The sequence below is a fragment of the uncultured Thiothrix sp. genome, from assembly GCF_937873765.1.
Taxonomy (GTDB): Bacteria; Pseudomonadota; Gammaproteobacteria; order Thiotrichales; family Thiotrichaceae; genus Thiolinea.
In genome coordinates, this window is the sequence record NZ_CALMZC010000038.1 from 140062 (window position 1) to 160532 (window position 20471).

Sequence of the window (20471 nt, forward strand, 5' to 3'; positions counted from 1 at the left end):
GTCATGCAAGTATTTGGAACCACACCTGAAGGCCAAGTCATCCATAGCTTTGCATTAGCCGGTGGAGGCTTAACTGCACGCGTATTGACTTGGGGTGGCGTTTTGCAAGATTTGCGTTTAGAGGGTGTGCCTTATTCTTTAGTGCTGAATTTTCCAGATTTAGCGGGTTATATAAATTCTAAAGCTTATATTGGCGGCAATGTTGGGCGCTTTGCGAATCGGATTGCTCATGGACGTGCATCCATTGCCGGACAAAGTTATCAACTGGACACCAATTTTTTAGGCAAGCATCTGCTGCATGGTGGAAGTGTTGGTGCTGATCGCCAAGTCTGGGCTGTTAGTGCTTATACAGAAAGTAGTTTGAGTTTAGAGCTGGTTTTAGCAGACGGTCATATGGGTTTTCCGGGGGAACTAACTGTGACTCTGCATTATCGTTTATTAGCCTCAGCTTGTTTAGAGCTAGAGTTTTTGGCGACGACGACTGCACCCACTCTATGTAATTTTGCCCATCATAGTTATTTCAATTTAGATGGTGCAGATAGTATTCAAAACCATCAGTTGCAAATTCAAGCGGAGCACTATTTGCCAGTAGATGCTGAGGCGATTCCAAGTGGTGAAATTGCCTCTGTGGCGGGTACGGTTTTTGATTTTCGTGAGTTGAAGCCGATTAATTGGCGAGGTGCGCGATATGATCATAATTTTTGTATTGCTGATTCCCAGCAAACCCTACGCCCAGTCGCTTATCTCCAAGGGCAAAAGGGTATCGGGCTGTGCTTAGCAACGACAGAGCCGGGTTTACAGGTCTATGATGGTAAGTATTTAGATGCTAGTCATGCAGCTTATACGGGGCTAGCTTTAGAGCCACAAGCTTGGCCTGATGCGCCCAATCATGCACATTTCCCTAGTGCTGAACTTTGGCCGGAGCAGGTTTATCGGCAGGTGACTCGCTATTATTTTAGTTGAGTATGAAGCCACCAGAACCTATAGAATGTGCACCACGTTTAGCAATGGAATGATTAACTTGAAAATTAAATAAATTTTGTTTCTATGATTTTTTAAATTCAAATAAATATGCAGTTAGCTAGCTTAGTATTAAATTTAGGCAATCAATCTAGTTTTTCTAAATTACTAATCCTTCTAGTTTTAAGCTGTATGCTGAGTAGCATTCACTTAGCAGAAGCTGATTCAGTGCTTGATCAAACTACACAATCTAAAACGGTTGAGGAAAAATTAGTAGATCCTAAAGAGGAAATCCGCACTATCGATTGGATTGATTTATTGCCCACTGATATCAACCGCAAGGCTTTGATGGAGCATTATGCTGATTTAATCATTCAACGCTTAGATCCACCTGATGACCTAAGTTTACAAGAACAAATCATCACAGAGCTGAAACAAGCACCGGTGAATCCTAGTTTGGCTGGTGTGAAACTGCGTTTAGCAGGCTATATGATAGTGTTGGACGAGTTTGAAGGAAAAATTACAGAGTTTTTGTTAGTGCCTTATTCGGGGGCTGGTGTGCATCAACCAGCACCACCAGCGAATCAAATGCTTTTAGTGCGGTTAAACCCTGAGCAGGCTTTAGCCACAGCACAAATGTATGAATCAGTATGGGTAGAGGGGCGTTTAAAGATACAGCCGGACGAAACTTCCATTGCTCGGGTAGCTTATCGACTAGAGGATGCACAAGTACGTTTATACACTATGGAAGATGCTAGGCAGGCAGAGGCTCGAGAGGCTAAGCTTGAGCATGAAGATGCAGCAACTCATGCTCATGAAGAATAAGTTAGGCTACTGCTTTAACCTTCAAAATCACTCTAAATAGCAGCCAATACAAAACTAAACCGCAGGCATCTGCAGCAAAATCTAACAGAGAAAATGTCCGCCAAGGCATAAAAAACTGTAGGACTTCAATAAGCGCACCATAACTCAATAAGAGAGGTACTTGAAAACGCCAAAAGTCTCTATGGCTTGCCATCTCTAATAAGATTGCATAACCGAAAAAAGCCATGGTGTGCATAAATTTATCATTGACTTGCACACCCGTATCTGGTGAGGGCATTAATGCAAAGATCAATCCAATCCCCAAAAGTAACAAAAATAACTGCATCAAGACGCGCTGCTTTGGGGCGGGTAAGTTAAATAAATTCGCTAACATTATTTAAGTACTCAAGCTGGTTTCGATTTCAAAACGTAGGCGCTGAACGGCATCACGTCCAGCGTTAATGGCTTCTTGCGCCCGATAAAACTCCAATAAGCCAATATCGGTGAGTTTCGGTGCTAGTAAAACTTCCGGAGGATCACCCGCCATCCGGCTGCGGGTAATTTTGTCTTGCATAATATTAATTGAACCGGCAATGGCTTCAATTAAATTAGGTGCTGGCATTAAACGATTCGAATTAAACAGTGAGGCTGAGTAATCACGTAATGACGCGGTTACATGGCTAAAAGAGCGCTTAGCTGAGTTATTTTCCGGTACGACGGTCAAAGCAGTATTTTTAGAAGCTACATCCGCTTGTGGCTGAAAATGTCGGCGGGCGATAGCGCCATTCAAATTCACCGCGATTACAATATCAGCCCCTAAAGCACGGCATAAAGAAACGGGTACGGGATTGACTAAGCCGCCATCCACTAACCATTGATCTTGATAAGCAAAAGGGGCAAATAAGCCGGGTAAAGAAATGGATGCCATCATGCCATCCGCTACTTTACCTTCAGTGAACCACATTTCCCGACCTGAGCCTAAATAAGTAGCCACTGTTGCAAATTTACGAGGTAATTGCTCAAAAGTTTGTTCAGTAGGGCAGACATAATCATTAAAAAATTGTTGTAAGCGCTCTCGATGCACGAAGCCATGCAGGGAGGGGTTCAAATCGAAAAAGCGGACTAAACCCAGTTTATTAAAACTTAAGACTTCTTTTTCTAGTAGATCTAAATTACCTGCTGCATAAGCTGCACCGACGATTGAACCAATCGAGCAACCTGCGATAATCTCTGGCTGAATGCCTAAGTCGCCTAGAGCGCGTAATACGCCAATATGTGCCCAGCCGCGTGCTGAGCCACTGCCAAGGGCTATGCCAATCCGTGGTTTATGTTTAGTCGTGTTGTTTGTCATGAGTCTAATTGAACGTTGACTGAGGTTTGTATGATAGCAGAGCGGTAGTGCAAGAGGCATGTCGAAACTGTTAGTGATGCTTGCTGCTCGATAAGCAACGCGGTGGTAGTCCATAAACTTGCACAACTTACCTCCCGCCGCACCTGTTATACATTAGCTAGACAACTCCCAAAAAACAGGCAAAATGTTGAAATTGTGTCCAATCATCACATGTTTTTCTACGTTCACCTCATCTAGGTAGGCTTTATGACAATTACACTCACTATACGGAGAGAATGGCGAACTCTCACAAAATCTGAACAAACGCTTTTTCTGAATACGGTTCTCAAACTCATGGAGCGTTCTGATAACGACCATCCCTCATTTTATGATCTCCATGCCAAGTTGCTAGGAGATAATTCCCAAGCTATTCCAGCAGAGAACATTAAAAAGGGCGGCTTGATTCATGGCACACCGCTATTTTTGCCATGGTATCGCTATTTTCTGTTTCTTTTTGAAAAACAATTACAGATAGTTGAACCCAAGCTTGCATTGCCCTATTGGTCATTTGGCCTTGACGCAAATAATCCTGAACTAGCACCAGTTTGGGGCGAAGAGGCATTCGGAGGCAATGGTGTTGGTGAGGACTCTGCTGTACTCGATGGTTTTTTCAAGAACTGGCAGCCATTATATCCAACACCACATCACTTGAGACGTAGTTGGAGTGCAGGGAATGCAATAGACCCCTTTGAAAGCCCTGAAGTCACTCACGCCCAAATAATTAGAGCAAGAATGTATGATGAGTTGCGTAAGGCCCTTGAAATGAGGCCAGCTGGGATTGTTCGTAACAATATTGGTGGCGATTGTTTAACAATGTATGCAGCAAATGATCCTCTATTCTATTTGTTCATGGCCAATATCGACAGGCTGTGGTTCAAATGGCAGCTATCTTCTACGGCTAAATCCAAGGCTTTCGATGGTTTAATGCCACAAAATAAGCAAAAGGTCAGCTTGAGCGATCCTTTGCCTCATTTTTCAGGATCAGTTAAGGTAAGCGATGTAATAGAGGCTAAGATACTTGGTTACACCTACGATGAAGTCACTATCTAGACGGCTATTTTAAAAGGGAAAGGGTTTTATTTACACCTGTAGTGATTTGATAGGTGGGGGTTCCTAACTCACCTCTCTTTTACATTAGTCACACAACTAAGGTTTAACTGCATTCAAAGTTTGCAAAAAAGCTAATAAAGCTGCTTGCTCGTCATTCGTTAAACTAATCGGTTTTAAATCAGCACGCCCTGCTTGAATTTCTTTCGAGCTAATATAATGCTCAAGCACATCAGCAAGGTTTGGTTTGCTGCCATTATGAAAATAAGGCGCAGTATTGCCCCCATTCCGTAAAGAAGGTGTTTTATAAGTGCCGATTAATTGATGGCGATTGCGCTGCATATATTGCAGTTTAGTACAGGCTTCTTTAGGGGCATCACTAAATTTACCTAAACAATTAAAACGATCAAAACGAATTTGATCAATAATAGCAGCCCGCCCTGTATCTTTACCCATTTCGCCTGTGCCAATACTATGGAAAGACTGATTAGTGAACAGTGGTCCTGAGTGGCAATTTAAACATTGTTGTTTAGGGTCAATAAATAAGCGCAAACCCGCAAGTTCCGTTGCATTCAGTTGCTTAGCTGCTTTACCCGCTTTTAAGTCTGCCACATACTGATCAAAGCGCGTTTCGACGGGTTGCAGAGTACTGACATAAGCCGCAATGCTTTTGCCCAGATTCGCAAAGGTGGTATCAATGGTGTTGCGTTCTTGATCACTTAACGCTTTCCAAGTTTTGATTTGCTCAATGCTGCCGGAAGGACGGGCATCGAGCGGCCAAGCTGTAATCTCGTTAGCACTCGGTAAACTACCGAACAAGGCTTGGTATTGCTGCTGATAGTTCGGGTCGGTGAGCACTAATTTAGCGAGATCGGTGCGGGCAAAATTATGTTCTTTAGGATCCTCGATAGGTGCTAAGGCTTGCGACCATAAACTATCTTTACGCCCATCCCAAAAGAACCATTGATTCCACGCTACTCCTAAAATCGAAGGAGTATTGCGCGTACCCGTACCCAAGGCTTGCGCTGTCGTTAGGCCATCACTAAAAAACTTTTCAGGCTGATGGCAACTGGCACAACTCACCCGCCCATTTGCACTTAAGCGCTTGTCGAAAAACAGTTCTGAGCCTAATTGAATCGCCTGTGGATTGCCCACATAGCGATTACTTGGATCAACCAGAGCTGGTAAATTGTCTAGGGATAGGGACTGAATCAGACTCCATTCATGAGGAGTCCAAGGATTAGTAATAGGCTTATCTTGTTTTGCACAACTGCTGAGGCAAACCAAGATTAGGATGCAGGTAAGTGCGACGGCTGGGCGCATGCGGCTTTTTCTATAGTCGAAATCTCAAAACTGAAAACTACTTTATCTTGACCTGCTGTGGTCTGAATCATCAAGCCGAGTAGCCAAGCTCCGGGCATATTATATTGTAAACCATCAATTCGGTAATGACCCTGACCATCTAAGGCACTGACCACCGGTGCGGTAGGTAAGCCATGTCCATGACTGGGCATGCCCCCATCGATGCTAATTTTGGCATCTATAATCGCTTGGCCTTGCCCATTTTCTAAAGCTAATTGGCAATCTTGAAAGGGCCCCACCGAAGGCTCATGTTTACACATTAGTTGAACTTTAAATAAGCCTTGGCTACTGGTTTGAGTGAGTTCCCAAGCGGCTTCATTTTGTTTGGGGGCGAGAGGAGCTTGGTCTTTTTGACAAGCAACTAAACTCCCTAAACAGCTTAGAATCAAAATCGTTTTTAGCATAAGTCGGTTCATAATGCCCTTACTACGCGCTAGTGCTTTGCGCGAACGCAAAGCACTAGCAGCTTTTTTAATATTGAGTAATGCTTAGATTATCGATAGCCGCTTCAATCATGCTACCAGTGCCACCATCAGCGGCTTCGATCAACAGGCGAACCGAGCTACCCGCAAAACTACTCAGATCCATTGTTAGACTCGTCCAAGCAGCAGCACGATTAGCGGCAGTGCCGCGTTGCTCTAATAATACTTGCTTTTGACCTTGGCCATTCTCCGCGCTAATGCGTAGAAAGTCAGCATTGCTGGTATTCCAAAGGTGAGCAAAATAATAGTCGAGCTGCAAGCGATACTGTGCATTAGCCGCTAAATTGATTACAGGTGAGCGCACGGAAGTTAAGCCACCATCCAGATCATAAGCACCGATATTAGTACCCGCTGCATAGCCCGTCACTAAAGCTTGTTGGCCGTTAGAGGCTGCATTCAATTGCAAAGGCAAGGTTTGATAATAAGTCCCTTGAGGTTTACCTACTTGCCATTGGCCTGCAGTCGCAGTGTCACGGCCGTTTGCATTTAAACTCCATGTCAGGGTAGTTTCAAAGTTTTCGCTATAGATCAAGTTCCCTGTACTATCAGTGCTCGTTTGTTTGCTGATTTTCAGATTATCAATTCCCGCTTCCACAATGCTCCCTGCATCAGCATCGGCTGCTTCCACGAGTAGATAGATTTTTTTCCCTGCATAAGCCGCTAAGCTCACACTAAAATTCGTCCATTGTGCTGAGCGATTATTCAAATTACCATTTTGTTGCAGCAGTATATGGCGTTGACTGCCTTCAACTACACTGACACGAAAAAAGTCACTCGCATTTGCATTCCACAGATGTCCAAAATAATAGCTCAGCTCCAGTTTATAAGTCGCACTACTAGGCAAGTTGATTTCTGGGGAGCGCATCGAGCTTAAGCCTCCATCTAAATCATAAGCACCAATCATGGAACCGGCTTGCACACCGGTTGCTAATGCAGCATTACCACTACTAGTCATACGTTGCGTTGCAATTCCTTGATAATCGGTGGTCTCAATCCGTCCGATTTCCCATAAACCAGCACTGGCTGTATCGGTATGGTAGGCATTACGTGTCCATTGATTTGTGCCTTCAAAATCATCAGCGAATAGCATATCTGGTGCACTAGGATTGCTACCACTGCCGGTATTGCCATTTCCATCTGTTGAGCCAGAAGTATCTGCTGCCATGCTTAACGGATTATTCGCGTGCCAATCACGAGGCGTTAGCTGGATATAAGACCAGTGCGCATCCATGTGCGGCGCGTCTTCTGCGCGTGGCATATGATAGAAAGTGGTACTCGGCCAAATAACTATGTCTGCCCCAGTCAAGTTTTCGCCATTTACAAAGTCAGCTAAATTATTTGCACAGTTATTTAAAGTTGGATTATGGGAGGCAAATAACTCACAGCTATTATGGCGGGTCACATACAAATCATTTTGGGTGAAGGTTTCACTCGCTGGTCCTACATCTTGCTGTTCTGATTGTGGCAGGCGAATTTCATACGAGATCGGTAAGCCTTTAGCATTTTTGGCAGTTCCATCTACCACACGCCACAAGCGTGAGCTACTGGGGTCAACGGAACGGGCGACTTCACTGGTAAAGCGAGTTTTAGCTAAGCTGGTTTTGCCAGCCGTGGTGCTAAAGTTTAACTCTTCCACATAATCATCAGTGCTGCTGCTATTGAGATCAAAATCGAGTCGCCAGAAGAAATTATGTAAATGCGCAATACCTACTTTGTTTTCAGCCACTAACCAGCCTTGTGGTTCTACACTGCGATCACCAAAGCGTTGTAATGCGCCGGTAGCCCCCACCCCCGGCTCAATCGAGCCATCATCTAGAAAACGCCAAATGGGGATGTAATTATAAGCGCCGATTTTGGACACGCTAAACAAGCTGAAACTATTCCCTGGTAAGCTGTCAGTTTGGGTACTAAAGGCAGCACCCCGTGCTTCATTTTGTTGGCAAATCACTGATTTCGAGCCGAAATTAAGTAATTTACCACCGGGGCAATCAGTGGAGTTTAAGGCAGCCATATAATTGCCACCTAAACCATAGTCGGAGATATCGTGATAGCGCGCACCATTGTCATCATAGGGCACATGAATTTGTGCTAAGCCAGCTTGATTTAAGACCAAGCGCCGTTGGCCATTACGGGGGGTATAATGAATCTTGGAGAGCACGATACCTTCACGGGTGCGATGTTCCCAACACAGATCCCACCGAGCTTGATTGGGGAGCTTTACATCAATGTAATAAGGGTCTGAGCAAAATTCGGCAGCTTGGGCGTGCCGCTGCCAGCTCATTAACACTGCAAAACATAACAGACCGAATACACCAAGTTGTACAGTTCGCATCGCTGATTCCTATTGTTTGTTTTAGGTATTTAGATAGAAAGCTTAGAAAGGGTTTTGGGCATTCCAGTCACGAGGTAAGAGCTTGAAGCTAGACCAGCGCGTGCCCATGCGATTGCTATCTTCACTACGCGGTAAGTAGTGATTATTTTGCTTGTACCAAAGCACGACATCTTGGCGATTGATATTTTGCCCAGAGACAAATTGCGCCATATTTTCGCCACAGTTAGTGGTTGGGTTATTGGCCGCGAAGCGCTCACAAGCATTGTAAGCGGTGAAGTACACATCATTTTGTAGCCAAGCCTCATTGCGACTATTTGTGCGGCTTTGGTCATAGTTGGAAGGTACTAATTCATAAGAAATGAAATAACCTGCTGCATTGCGCGCAGCACTATCGCGAATCCGCCAAAAACGTTTGGTTTCAGGGTTTAAGCTGCGTGCCGTTTCGGTATTCAGTACTTCGAGCGTTTTAGTTTTACGTAAGCGGTCAGGGGTAGGTACGCTGCTGATTTCTTCCACCACATCATCATTAGCAATATCGTCTAAGTCGAAATCTAAGCGCCATAAATAATGATCCATAAAGCTACTACCAATTTCGCCATTAGCTCCAACCGGCCAACCATATTGAGCGGTACTTTCACCCACAGCAGGTAAAATGCCGCTCAAACCAATGGCCGGTTCAATCGTGCCATTCTCATAAAACGACCAGCGTAAGGTGTAATTACGTGGGCCAATTTGTGAGCTAGTGCTAATCTCAAAACGTTCGGTTTGGCGCTGAGTATTGTATTTGTACAAATAGCCGGCTTTATGTGTGCTAGCACATAAGACATTGCGTCCATTCCAAGCATGCAAGTCACCACTTGGGCAATTTTGTGCAGTTTGAGTGAGTAGCTTATTGCCGCCTAAACCTAATTGGGTGGTGACAAACTTAGGATCAACCGCGCCATCATCAAATTCAGCTTCAATTTGAGATAAAGACGCCTCACCCAATACCCGCCGATAGGCTGTACCGGGGGCTTGATAATGGACTTGCGAGAGGACTAAGCCTTCTTGGTCTTTAATCGTCCAGCAGAAATCCCACATAGCCCCTGAGGCAAAGGTTTTATTGATTTGCTCACCTTGACAATCACTGCTTGGAGCTGCCACTGCGGGAGCTTGCCATGCCAGTAGACTGATTAAACTCAAGCTAGAAAGTAAAGCTTTCATGGTCGGCTCCAAACTAGAAACTAATGTTCTGGGTCACTAAACCCGCTGATAAATTCACGATAGGGCTGATTTCAAACACCACCGAGTCATGGGTATAAAGCAGCACTTGCGCACAACGTTGGATGCCACAATGTTGAGAAGCCGCATTTAAACCTTCGGGTAAAGTATCAGTAGTAAAAACAAAAGCTTTGACTTGCAGTTGCTCAGGTTTTAGCAGAGTTTGCCCAGTAATCCGTTTGTATTCGGTTTGGATTTGATTGAGTTGCTCAGCATCGTTGAAGATCAGTTTGGAGGCACGGGCTAGTTCATTTTCAGTCAGGGGCAATTGGAGGTTTTTCACCCGCTCAGTGTGTAAGCGTTCTTGAGTATTTAAATCAACAATGCTGTGGATCGTTTCATCATTCCGATAGTCATAGCTATACACATCGGCTAAACGTTTGCCGGGTTGTTCTTTGTCGACTGGACGGCGCTCAACGAGTAACAGCTCAAGTTCATGGGCGACCGCTGGAGCTTGAGCAGCGCTACGGGTAGCTAATTGTACAGTTTGCTCAGGTGCAGCGAGGCTCACCGCTTTGGCAAGCTCAGTGGGGCTGAGTGGATCTAAATCTTTGGCTAAACTATTTTGTGACAAAAAGACCCAACACAACGCAGTTAGCGTTATTTTCGCAAATTTATTTAACATGATTTCTCTTATGCCCTACATAAAAACAGGAGTCAGTCAGCGAGAAGTGCACTCAATCTATAGGTTTACTGTAGGGTGGGAGGGGCTTAACTCGCTATCTAGAGCCGCTTCAGCGGACAAGATGAGTGGATAAGTGATAATTTAATTTAATTAATGAATAAATAATAACGATAAACGGTCGCTATAAAAATAAACAAACCAATAGACACAGGATTTTGTGTTTAAGTAGCTCAGCACGATTTAGCTAGTGCTATACTGCACTGCACTAGAGGTATTGAGGATGAAGGTTAATGATGAATAGCTCTGAGCAGCTGTATAGAGAGCGTTTTCCTTATCGCCCCCGTAAACCCGTTTTTAGCTGGCAACGTTTTTTGCCCACCTTAACGCGGATTGCAGTTTGGGGCTTGCTTTTCGGCTTATTAGCCTTATTAAGTTCTTTTTTCACTTTATTATTCCTTACCTTTGTCTTTACTTATCTGCAATCTAGCATTGTCGATTGGCTACTGCGGTATATACCTAAGCGCCGCACCTCGCTTGTTGTCTTAGTCAGCAGTTTGTTTTTAAGTATTGTGATTGCTTTAGGCGTCTTTATTGCCCCTAAGGTTTATCAACAAGCTGCGGGTTTTGCTCAAGGCTTCTCGGTTTACATGCAACGGATTGATAAAGAAATCTTAAATATCGCTGCGCGCTATCCTGTTTTACAAGAAGCGTTGCCCGAGGTTTTAGGTTCGGCTGCCCAGCAAGAACATCCAATGTCACCTATAGAGGGTGAAGAATTGCTTCCTGAAACGGTAGGTCCGCCAGCACCACCAAAAGCGTTTAAAGATACGCCGTCTGGCGTTATTCTAGGGATGATTGCCGGTACTGGGAATGCAGCCGATGGGCGTGAATTAGCGCGCGTAGTTTTAGATCAATTGGCAAATATTAGTCGCCAAGCGATAACGATGCTGACAACTTTCCTGCTTGCTTTCCTGTTTTCTTTTTTAATTGTTCTCGATATGCCGCATTTGGCAGCGAGTGTGCGAGATCTAGAAAATACTCGTTTGCGGTTTATCTATGTAGAGGTTGCTGACAACATCCGCCAATTCGGGCGGGTATTGGGTCAAACGATGCAAGCCCAATTCTTTATTGCTTGCGTGAATACTGTGCTCACAGCGGTTGGTTTATCCGTGTTGGGGATGAGTGAGCAGATGGCTTTCCTGTCGGTGATTGTCTTTGTATGTAGCTTTATTCCAGTGGCAGGTGTGTTTATTAGCTCAATTCCTATCTGCTTAATTGCTCTGAATACGGGTGGTGCACACCTAGTTCTACTATCGATTTTAATGATTATTTTTATTCATTTAGTCGAGGGCTACTTGCTTAATCCGCTGATTTATGGGGCACGCCTACGGATTAATCCAGTCATTGTGCTAATTATTCTCACTGTGGGCGGGAAGTTGTTCCACATTTGGGGCTTGGTTTTAGGTGTTCCTGTGAGCACTTATATTTTCGGCTATGCAATTCGCTATGATAATAATGCGTTACCGCCACGCTTACGCCGCCGACATGCCCGTAAACGCCTTACTCAGCCAACTTATGCTCCAGTAATTCCTGTGCCGGATTCAATTGTATAAGGTTGAATTCTTTAATAATTCGCCCCGCACGCCACAGCTTTTGTGAAGCTTGTTCGGAATCACCTAGCATCAGGGAGGTGCGAACTTGCTGATGAAGCTGATAGCTGGTTTCGCGGGCTAAGCGCAGAATTTGTGGATTGCCATGATCAATCCGATCTAATAAGCGAATGAAATACACCGCACCATGATTGGCTTGTTCGTCTAGACGACCTGCTTGTAAAGCTTGATACGCCTTGCTCACTAATTCATCACTTGTCCACCCATTCGCCGTTAAGGCTGCCAGATCACGTTCTGCCGCTGGGACTTGAATACGTGCCAAGGGTTCAGCCACTAACGGATTCACAGCGGCAGTAGCGGAGGCAGGTCTAATAACGGAGGGATTGGGGTGTACTGCTCCTAACACGGGTGCTGTAGCTGCCACTGCTATGATCTGTGGTTGGGGGGCAGGGACAACTTCAACGGCAGTTGGTTTGGTGTTTGGAGTGGCAAACTGTGCTTTAGGCACTTGCGTATCTACCGCTGCTTTAATCAATGGGTTATGGGGCGAAGGTAAATTGACTACAGGATCGGTTTCTTCCACAAACTCTGGTTTTTTCTCAGGCTTAGGCTCAGCTTTCTTTGCAAGTTTAGCTACTGTTTTAACAGGTTCTGAGTGAGCGATGCTTGGTTTAGGCGTTTTATCCTGCATAGATTTAGTATTAGTTGGCTCAAGCTGCACGGCTTTAGGGTTCATAGACGTTTTGGGTTCACTAACTAAAGCTAAATGCATATCACTGGGTTCGGGGTTGGGTAAAACCGATACGCTACTGCTAGCAGTTGTTACCGCTTGAGTTATAGCTAAAGTAGCTGGCGGGCTGACTACTGCTGGTGGCGAATTAGAAAGCTTGGCCTCTGGTGGTTTATTTTTTGCCATTTCAACGCTAGTAATAGGTTTATCTGCCATACTAGCTGCTGTATTTAAGGGCTGAGCTTCTGGTAGCTCAAATGCTGCTGCCACAGGTTCGAGTAAAGGATTGGCTGTGTTTAAAGCGGCGTTACTCGCGCGCAGCAGTTCATTAGAGGTCATCATATAATTCTGATAATACAAACCCGCACCACTGGCAGCAGCCACGCTAATCAAACCTAAACCTAGCCAAGGGGCTGTACTCATAGAAGTAGGTTTGGTGGCTAAATGTGCATGTAATAATAGTTCAGGTGATTCAGTGAGTTTCAATAAATTAGGCACTAAAGCAGTACTAGGTAAATACACCGCTCCATGCGCCGTCACTAAAAATAAAGAAGTTGGCAAATAACCAGTCAGTACGCCTTGTTCATTTAAGCGCTGATTTAAGCGCACAGCCTGCTCATGGAGGCGGGTAGTTTTTCCCAGCATCGTGGGTAATACCGATAAACTCCAGCTTGGCGGACTTTCTAGTACAAAATAAGCTTCAGCATTAATCCAACCACTATCCAGTACTTTTAAAACCGCTGACTCGGTTTGGGCACTGAGTGCTTGTAACCGTTCGGTCATAAGCTTGAGGGGTGTAGAGGGGAGGGCTTTATTGGGAAAGATATGGATTAATACGGGAGTAGTTGCAGTATCACTGGCGCGCATATCGCGGGCTTGATATAAGGTACCTGTGCTATTATTTACCAATTCGGTTTGGATTAAATAGCGTTGACCAATCAGTCGATTGCCTTGTTTGCGCCGTTGCGTAACCCTATCCATAGGCTGAGTTGCTCACTTTAAATTCCTATTGCCATCTACTCCAACCAAAAGCTTGCAACGTATGAAAAAAGATCGTGTCTTCGACGGATTAACGCGCAGTTTTCAGAAGAAAATTTATGGTGACGATCCTCGGGGTAAAATCCGTCTTCATATTGTGCAAGATGATTTGTGTCGGCAGCAATTAAATACTAAGCCTCAGTTTATCTTGGACGCGGGTGGGGGCTTAGGACAAATGTCAATTTGGCTGGCTACACAAGGTCATTCCGTGCTTTTAGCTGAACCCTCAACTGAAATGCTAGTAGACGCACATCAAAATATTATAGCTGCCGGACAAACGGAAGCTATTCAATTACAAAATGTAGATATTCAAAGACTGGTTAAGGAAAAGGAGCCAGAACTTTTCGATGGTATTGTTTTACATGCAGTTTTAGAGTGGCTAGCCGAACCCCGTGAAACTTTAGAGCAGCTCTTGAGCCTGTTAAAACCGCAAGGTTGGTTATCTTTAATGTTCTTCAATCAGTATGCACGCGAAATGCGTTATCTGCTGGGAGGGAACTTTAAAGCTCTGCGTGAACAGCGCATGGCTAGCGATGGCAATGAAGGTCTAGCACCGATTTCACCTTTACCCCCCGAAACAGTGTTGGCATGGCTGCCCGAATTAGATTTGGAACTTATTACTTGGTCAGGTGTGCGCTGCTTTTATGATTACGCTTACGTGGATATTCGTAAGCGGATGCCCTTAGATGATCTTTTAGCCCTAGAGCGTAGCTATTCACAGCGCGAACCGTGGCGATCTTTGGCGCGCTATCAACATTTCTTCTGCCGTAAGCAGGCTTAGAGTTTTTCTAAGCCATCGGCAATTTTGGATAGAATGTTAGCCTTCGTGTCACATAACGCCGCGAGATCAAGATTGCTCGCTTGTAGCTGCTGACCGGCCGCTTTCAATAATTGGGCTAAGTTTTTCAATTGCTGCACCACTGAGTTAAACACGCGTAACGTACTAGGGATTTCTTGGGTGACTTCTTTATACAACTGTACAAATTCAGTTGCAGTTTTAGAGTCAACATTTGCTTTATCCTGATCTAATAAAAAGCGTGCTATATCAATATCTGCACTCATGACTGTATCGAAAAACTCATTCGATTCAGCAAATTGTAAACTCACGATGTTATGGGCTTGATCCAAAAGCTCTAAGTAGTTTTCGTCTTCAACTTGTTGAATGAAGCCCTGTAAGATAGCGGTGAGTTGTAAACGATTAATCAGCGGATACGCTTTAAGTCTAGCCCCTAATTCGCGCGCTTCGCCGCATTTATAGGCTTCAAGGCTGTGTTTTAGTGCTGCCTCAACCTTGTCCCAAGCTTTTGAATCTTCTTGCAGCAAAATAATCGCCAAACGTTTATACGCACTGCCCAATAAAGCAAAACGCTCAGCGTTGCTATTTAAACTGATGAGACTATCGACGGCGGCTGCGGTTTGAACATACTTAGTGATTTTTAATAAACCATCTAAGCGTTCAATCGCCGAGTTAGCCAGATCTTTGGCTCTAGTAAATAGATTACTCCGTTCAGGATTATCCTTTTTTAACTCAACCGCTTGGAAAGCCAAGGTTTCAGCTTGGCGTGATTCTAGGTTGGCTAATGATTCAAGAGCAAGAATGGGCACTTTTCCATTGCGATCTTCTTCGGCAATCGCAATTTGATAAGCGCTGCGGGCTGCTTCAAAACCCTCGGGTAAGACATTCCGATATAGGCTAGCTAATTGATATTGGATATCAGGTGTTTTCAGCCACTCTGGGTTACTTAGGTTGTCAGCGACTTGCTCTAGCTCTCTGTGGAGGCTAGCAAACTCATATTTGCCCACTTTTTGATGCATATCCACCTCAATGCTGGTGAGATAATCTTGCAATTCATAAGCGGAGACTTGTTGCTGGCAAGAGAGTGCATGTTTTTTCTCCTTCAAAGGCTCTAATACAAAACTGGGGTCACCATAAGCTTGATAAGCACCCCAAGTATTTAAGTCTTCATGCAGCAAGCGAGTTTGCCGACGTGCTTCATATACTGCTTGACCAAAGGTCTGATTCTTTTCAATAAAGCTTTCAAAGAATAGGGTCGAAAAAGTACAAGCTGCGGCATCGTCCACCGCCCAACCGGCAGCAATCACACAACGTACCCCCATTTCAATCAACTCACGCGCTAGGCTATAAGCTAGTTTATTAAAACTCGGCGCGTGCTTAGGTCTAGGCTGTTTGGAGGCCGATACATCGCCTAGATGACAGCAATTTAAAAACACTAGATCGGGAATTTCCTCCATTTGGCTAATTTCCGCAGATGTTAGTAAGCTGCCATCGGAAAGAATTACCCCAGTGCGCTCTTTATTATCTTTGCCTATTAAACCCACCTCACCATGCGCAGCGATCATTAAAATCCGGTAGGGTTTTTTAAATAATATGTTGAACACATCGAGAGCAGTGTGGCTTGGTAGTTCATCAGGCACAGTAGGCAGGCAGCGCTCGACGCTATAGCCGTTTTTTGTTAATAAGTCGGCAACAGCTAAACCTTCGCGGGTCGCACCTTCTAAGCTAATTAGGCTTTTATCACTGTCTTTGTCTTCCGGTGTGGGGTCATAGCTGGAATAGTGGCGGTAAAACTGACTAGTCAAAGGATTAGCAATCACACAAGCAGTTTTACTGATAGTGGTCGTTACCCGTCGACGGAACGTGGTGGAGCTAAATTGTCTGACCATTTGCACTTGTAGGGCTAAAGGCTCTTCATCGGCTTGCAGCATTTCCCAAGGCAAGTTAGCGGTATATTCATCCAGAATTAGTAATAAGCGGTTGGTTTGGCGGGCGGCTGATTTGAAGTCAAAAGGTATCATTAGTTGAAATAAAGTGCGGCTAATATCTGGCTTGTAATTACAATTAATAATCGCATCACGAATTAATGACTCAATTAAACCTGGTTGACGCTGTTGAATCACTGTCTCGGCACGCGCACGTTCTGAGAGATAAATATATTTGAGCAACTCAGCCGGTTGGTTTCCACCCTGATCTTGCTGCTCTTTTTCCTTAGCATTGGTGACCATTAAGCGCGGCCAATAGCCGCCGCCAATCGTGCGTTCACTTAAGCGATGGCGCATACCTTGATAGCGTGGCACGATTAACTCATTCGCAGGTTCTAAGCGCGCTTCGAGTCGCTCTAATTCAGTCTCTAAACGTTTCGGCAATTCACGTACAATATAGGCGGCAGTAATCGCGGTATCTAAATAAAACTCAATGAAATCAAGGCGGTTAATTGCCCGTTTTGGCTGTGTTTCACTGTTATAGCGATACTGCTGATTCGCTGCACAGATGCCGCGCACAATCGCTTCAATCGAAGCTTCTACCGTGATATGTGTGGTGGAGTTATAGCCAATTAATAGGCTATTCACCCCCAAAGTTTCGGTTTTATCCGGTTCAATAGTTGGATTTATAGGTAGGGTGAGTAAATAATTCAGGACGCCATCACGCACCGTATCAGTAATCTTTTGGGTGGTAATCAGATTCCATTCACCTAAGCCGACAATAATTGCCCCCCGACAAATATTACGCTTGAAATCGGTAGGACTGCGGGGGCGCAGAATAATCGTGCTACTACTGACCGGCCCCGCATAAATACCTAAGCGTTCGCGCTGGCTCAAAGCACCATCGACTAGATGCTTATCAATCATGCGTTCAGCGCTGGCAATCGAGTCAGCTTGATAATGCCCACAAATAATTGGTTGCTGTACAAAGCGCAAATCCATCGCCCGCACCGCAACTTTTAGAGCTTGAGTAGTATCTTCTACCGGTTCACGTTGGGGGCGGTCGCCAAAGAAGGCCAAAGCAACTTCTTCTGCACTGGCATGTAACACCGGGCCTGCTTCATAGGGATAATCGCGATTAATGCTACCGCGTTGGCGAGGTGGACTGCGTTCTAGTTGTGTACTCGTACCAGTTTGCAGTAGCTCTGCAAGCGCCGCGAAATATTTGGGCGTATTAGTGAGATTTGCATGGCTAACTGGCATATACCAATACTGCTCATCTTTTAATTCCGGTAAGCGTCCGGCTTCCCAAGTCACCGTACCATCACCTTCAGTCGTACCTTTTAAGGTGATTTTATTATCAGCTAACTCCAGATTGAGTGGTGTATGTTGCTCTACACCAAATACATAAGCGACACGTTCAGCAAAGGGAATCGGTGTTTTAAGACGCTCAGTAGCTTTTTTGGCTTTAGTTAAGCTCACTTCAGTCGGTAAAGCACCTAGAGCTTGATTGCTCCCGAACCAACGATCTCGATTGATGTTTTGTAACTCTGCCCATGTGTCTGCTTTAAAGTAATCGATGGTTTCTGAGTCTCGGTGAGGTAAAAGTTGTAGCAGACCCTCGTATTCGCTGAGCACATCTAGCACTTCTTGCAGGTTGTGATGGAAGTCTAAACTGGCTAAGTAGCGCACCCCTTGGCCTTTACCTAATAAGCTTTCCACGGCTGCATACGAGCCTTGATTGGGAGTGCCGAGCATAATGAAATGACTATTTGGGCGGCTTGCGATATTTTCCCATAGCTTACTGAGTTTCGGGCTGGCGATCAGCATGCGCATTACTAAACCACCCATACTATGCGCGAGAATATTTACAGGGCGCTGTTGCTGCGGTGTATCTAAATCCTTGAGCTGTTTCTCAATAAACTCGGCGAATTGTTTAGCTAAAGTCTCGAGGCTTAAACGCCAGTCGTAAGCAAAGGGGATGACTTCATAATGCGTTGCTAAGTATTGCTGCAACTCGCCATAGTAGTATTCAAACAGGCCATCCGCATAAATATTCGGCATCCCCATTTTCAGGCTATAAATACCACCTGCAGCTAAATCAAAGGGATCAAACCAAATACGATCGCCGGTATTTTGCCCACGTGGACGCACACTTAGGTGCGAACCCATCATTCCCGGCAAATAAAAGACAATCGGCGCATTTTTTGGGCGCATTGATGTAGTAGCAGTCCTTGTAGCTGCTGGGTTGAGCTTTTTAGAGTCTAGTTTGATATCGCAATCAGTCGGAATACGCGTGAAGCCCGCTAGTTGTGTAGGGTTTTCATGATTCAGCCAATCATTGAGGGCGCGTAAGGTATCTGGACGCTTGAAGTAGTGTAAATGACTGACTTGTGAGCCTTTAGTATGGAATTCATGTGTATTATTTCGTTTGGCCAGACCCGCACGCATCGATTGCGTATCCACCACAAAATCATTATCAATTCTGCCAAAGAGTACCCAATCGGTGAAAATAATAGCAATACGCTTGAGAATACTAGCTTCGTTGCTATCGGTATTTCCGGTAATTGCCACTACCTGAATTTTATCCGAACATGAGGCGGTCGCTAAGAAACCTGTGATCGGTGAGTCGGGCAACATCGCTTCTAGGCCGGGGATAAAGCGCGGGTCAATACGCTTGGCCGCGATTTCTAAGACAACACGGCGGAAGGCATTAAGTACCGAAGCACTTACCGCACCAGCTACCGGAATAAAGCCGGCTCCAAAGCTCATAAGCGATAATAAACCCGACAAAAACAGATCAATATTATCGGCCATCAGCGTCGTGCCACCGGCTGGACAAGCAACACGTACATAGCGGTCAATCTGAAATTGTTTTTCTAGGAGTAGGGCGCGTAATTCGCTGAGTTGTTGCTGTTCTTCTGCGACCACTAATTCACGGATTTTGCGTTGCTCTTCGGTTTCTAACTGGCCATCATTCTCAGCGGGGCGGCGCTGATAATGTTTAATCAGATTCGCGTCAAAATCATTCAAGCAGAGCAAATCGCCGACTAAACCACCACGGGAATGTGTTATTAGTGAAAAGCGACTGCCTTTAGGTAAATTTTTCGCAAGCTGTAAGGCATTATCTAGCGGGCTGTCGGAAAGAGTACGATGCTCAAAAGCATAGATACGTTTACTAAAGGGACGGGTGAGTTGATCCCAATGAATATCCTGAGCTTCACTACGTAAAGTCCCGAAGCTGCCGAGCGTATTGGAACCCGTGCCATGAATAAAAATTAACAGTGGCTCTTTATTCTTAGCCGCATCGACTAATTCTTGAGTCTCAGCAGTGACACGATCTGTGGTTTTAATCGTTTTCTCAGTCCAACGATATAAACCCGGTTCACCTTCTAGTTTAGATTCAATCGCCTGCATTAAGGCTTTGGCACCGATCCATGAAGCTTGTGCATAAGCAAGATCAGTAAAGCGCTCGCCTAATTTATCTTCCAGCCAATCTATAGCTTGCTCTTGAGCAGCGCTAATAAAACTATCAGAGCTTAAATTGAGGATGGACAGCTTTGACCAAATCCACTGACCTAAACCACGGCTTTTGCTATAGGGGTCTTTGAGAATATTAAGGTCGATTTGCCCATCGGTGTGTAGCGCTTGTGGGTAGAGTCTTTGTAATTCGGCGTGCATTTTATCTGCACGCATAATTACTACACTGCCATCTTGCGCCTCTAAAACCATCAATTCTTCGGTTTTGAACTGAGCTGCAGTGGATTGCTCTATGGAGCGCGTACCTTGGCGTAGGTCAAAGCTTTGAGTGACCGTTACCGCTGCCTCGCTCATAAACAGATTACGGCCTTGCTGTTGGGAGCGAGTCGCAGAGGCCAAAGCACGTGGTAGAGTAGGGGCATTGACTTGAGTGATTCCCCGTTGAGTCGCTGGGTTACTAGGGATTAGAAACGCCCGTTTAGTAGACTTTAGCGGTTTGTTATCAGTCGTCATGACCCACTCCCTAAGGGCTTGCCTATACTTAATAGCCTGATTATAGCCCTTATAACGGTGTGCTTAAGCGGGTTTCTATCTTGAAAGACTTAAACGCCATATAAGTGCTCACTCACT

Annotated in this window: 14 protein-coding genes; 5 read left to right on the top strand and 9 right to left on the bottom strand. The window is 45.0% G+C overall.

Annotated features, from left to right (window positions below; all coding sequences use genetic code 11):
- Positions 1–3: 3 nt before the first annotated feature.
- Together Q0307_RS10935 and Q0307_RS10940 are read left to right on the top strand one after the other, a co-directional pair.
- Positions 4–963, top strand: a complete 960-nt coding sequence (locus Q0307_RS10935; protein ID WP_298660450.1) for an aldose epimerase family protein — start codon at positions 4–6, stop codon at positions 961–963.
- A gap of 189 nt (positions 964–1152) precedes the next feature.
- Positions 1153–1785: a DUF3299 domain-containing protein gene (locus tag Q0307_RS10940; protein WP_298660453.1), complete on the top strand. Its 633-nt coding sequence runs from the start codon at positions 1153–1155 to the stop codon at positions 1783–1785.
- Between the two features lies 1 nt (position 1786).
- Here the strand turns inward: Q0307_RS10940 and Q0307_RS10945 are convergent, their stop codons facing one another.
- Entirely contained in the window at positions 1787–2110 is a 324-nt protein-coding gene (locus Q0307_RS10945) for a VanZ family protein (RefSeq protein WP_298660456.1), read from the bottom strand.
- A gap of 51 nt (positions 2111–2161) precedes the next feature.
- Positions 2162–3115, bottom strand: a complete 954-nt coding sequence (rssA, locus tag Q0307_RS10950; RefSeq protein WP_298660458.1) for a patatin-like phospholipase RssA — start codon at positions 3113–3115, stop codon at positions 2162–2164.
- Between the two features lie 333 nt (positions 3116–3448).
- On the opposite strand from rssA, the gene Q0307_RS10955 reads away from it, so the two are divergent.
- Positions 3449–4204, top strand: coding sequence for a tyrosinase family protein (locus tag Q0307_RS10955; RefSeq protein WP_298660460.1), 756 nt, complete (start codon positions 3449–3451; stop codon positions 4202–4204).
- 96 nt (positions 4205–4300) lie between these two features.
- Here Q0307_RS10955 and Q0307_RS10960 read toward each other — a convergent pair whose 3' ends face one another.
- The 5 genes from Q0307_RS10960 to Q0307_RS10980 form a co-directional block, all read right to left on the bottom strand.
- Entirely contained in the window at positions 4301–5524 is a 1224-nt protein-coding gene (locus tag Q0307_RS10960; RefSeq protein WP_298660462.1) for a cytochrome c peroxidase, read from the bottom strand.
- Entirely contained in the window at positions 5491–5967 is a 477-nt protein-coding gene (locus Q0307_RS10965; RefSeq protein ID WP_298660464.1) for a FixH family protein, read from the bottom strand. Before Q0307_RS10965 ends, Q0307_RS10960 begins: the two co-directional genes overlap by 34 nt.
- A gap of 67 nt (positions 5968–6034) precedes the next feature.
- Positions 6035–8377 carry a hypothetical protein gene (locus Q0307_RS10970; protein WP_298660466.1) on the bottom strand — a complete coding sequence of 781 codons (2343 nt, stop codon included), beginning with the start codon at positions 8375–8377 and terminating at the stop codon, positions 6035–6037.
- A gap of 42 nt (positions 8378–8419) precedes the next feature.
- Positions 8420–9580 (bottom strand): hypothetical protein, encoded by a 1161-nt coding sequence (locus Q0307_RS10975; protein ID WP_298660468.1) that lies wholly within the window; start codon positions 9578–9580, stop codon positions 8420–8422.
- A gap of 13 nt (positions 9581–9593) precedes the next feature.
- Entirely contained in the window at positions 9594–10262 is a 669-nt protein-coding gene (locus Q0307_RS10980) for a hypothetical protein (protein WP_298660470.1), read from the bottom strand.
- Positions 10263–10552: 290 nt separating this feature from the next.
- Here Q0307_RS10980 and Q0307_RS10985 point away from each other — a divergent pair, with 290 nt between their 5' ends.
- A complete protein-coding gene (locus Q0307_RS10985; protein WP_298660472.1) occupies positions 10553–11875 on the top strand; it encodes an AI-2E family transporter in 1323 nt (440 codons plus the stop codon).
- Here Q0307_RS10985 and Q0307_RS10990 read toward each other — a convergent pair.
- Positions 11823–13583, bottom strand: a complete 1761-nt coding sequence (locus tag Q0307_RS10990) for a hypothetical protein (RefSeq protein ID WP_298660474.1) — start codon at positions 13581–13583, stop codon at positions 11823–11825. The genes Q0307_RS10985 and Q0307_RS10990 overlap by 53 nt on opposite strands.
- 61 nt (positions 13584–13644) lie before the next feature.
- Between Q0307_RS10990 and Q0307_RS10995 the strand changes: the two genes are divergently transcribed.
- Positions 13645–14421, top strand: coding sequence for a methyltransferase (locus tag Q0307_RS10995; protein WP_298660475.1), 777 nt, complete (start codon positions 13645–13647; stop codon positions 14419–14421).
- Here the strand turns inward: Q0307_RS10995 and Q0307_RS11000 are convergent.
- The gene (locus tag Q0307_RS11000; protein WP_298660478.1) at positions 14418–20354 is read right to left on the bottom strand and encodes a CHAT domain-containing protein; all 5937 of its coding nucleotides are present in this window, start codon (positions 20352–20354) and stop codon (positions 14418–14420) included. The genes Q0307_RS10995 and Q0307_RS11000 overlap by 4 nt on opposite strands.
- Positions 20355–20471 lie beyond the last annotated feature (117 nt).

Excerpts from the sequence above, each read along its gene's own strand:
- Q0307_RS10935 (WP_298660450.1), top strand. The coding sequence starts at position 4 with ATGCAAGTATTTGGAACCACACCTGAAGGCCAAGTCATCCATAGCTTT.
- Q0307_RS10940 (WP_298660453.1), top strand. The coding sequence starts at position 1,153 with ATGCTGAGTAGCATTCACTTAGCAGAAGCTGATTCAGTGCTTGATCAA.
- Q0307_RS10945 (WP_298660456.1), bottom strand. The coding sequence starts at position 2,110 with ATGCAGTTATTTTTGTTACTTTTGGGGATTGGATTGATCTTTGCATTA.
- rssA (WP_298660458.1), bottom strand. The coding sequence starts at position 3,115 with ATGACAAACAACACGACTAAACATAAACCACGGATTGGCATAGCCCTT.
- Q0307_RS10955 (WP_298660460.1), top strand. The coding sequence starts at position 3,449 with ATGGAGCGTTCTGATAACGACCATCCCTCATTTTATGATCTCCATGCC.
- Q0307_RS10960 (WP_298660462.1), bottom strand. The coding sequence starts at position 5,524 with ATGCGCCCAGCCGTCGCACTTACCTGCATCCTAATCTTGGTTTGCCTC.
- Q0307_RS10965 (WP_298660464.1), bottom strand. The coding sequence starts at position 5,967 with ATGCTAAAAACGATTTTGATTCTAAGCTGTTTAGGGAGTTTAGTTGCT.
- Q0307_RS10970 (WP_298660466.1), bottom strand. The coding sequence starts at position 8,377 with ATGCGAACTGTACAACTTGGTGTATTCGGTCTGTTATGTTTTGCAGTG.
- Q0307_RS10975 (WP_298660468.1), bottom strand. The coding sequence starts at position 9,580 with ATGAAAGCTTTACTTTCTAGCTTGAGTTTAATCAGTCTACTGGCATGG.
- Q0307_RS10980 (WP_298660470.1), bottom strand. The coding sequence starts at position 10,262 with ATGTTAAATAAATTTGCGAAAATAACGCTAACTGCGTTGTGTTGGGTC.
- Q0307_RS10985 (WP_298660472.1), top strand. The coding sequence starts at position 10,553 with ATGATGAATAGCTCTGAGCAGCTGTATAGAGAGCGTTTTCCTTATCGC.
- Q0307_RS10990 (WP_298660474.1), bottom strand. The coding sequence starts at position 13,583 with ATGGATAGGGTTACGCAACGGCGCAAACAAGGCAATCGACTGATTGGT.
- Q0307_RS10995 (WP_298660475.1), top strand. The coding sequence starts at position 13,645 with ATGAAAAAAGATCGTGTCTTCGACGGATTAACGCGCAGTTTTCAGAAG.
- Q0307_RS11000 (WP_298660478.1), bottom strand. The coding sequence starts at position 20,354 with ATGACGACTGATAACAAACCGCTAAAGTCTACTAAACGGGCGTTTCTA.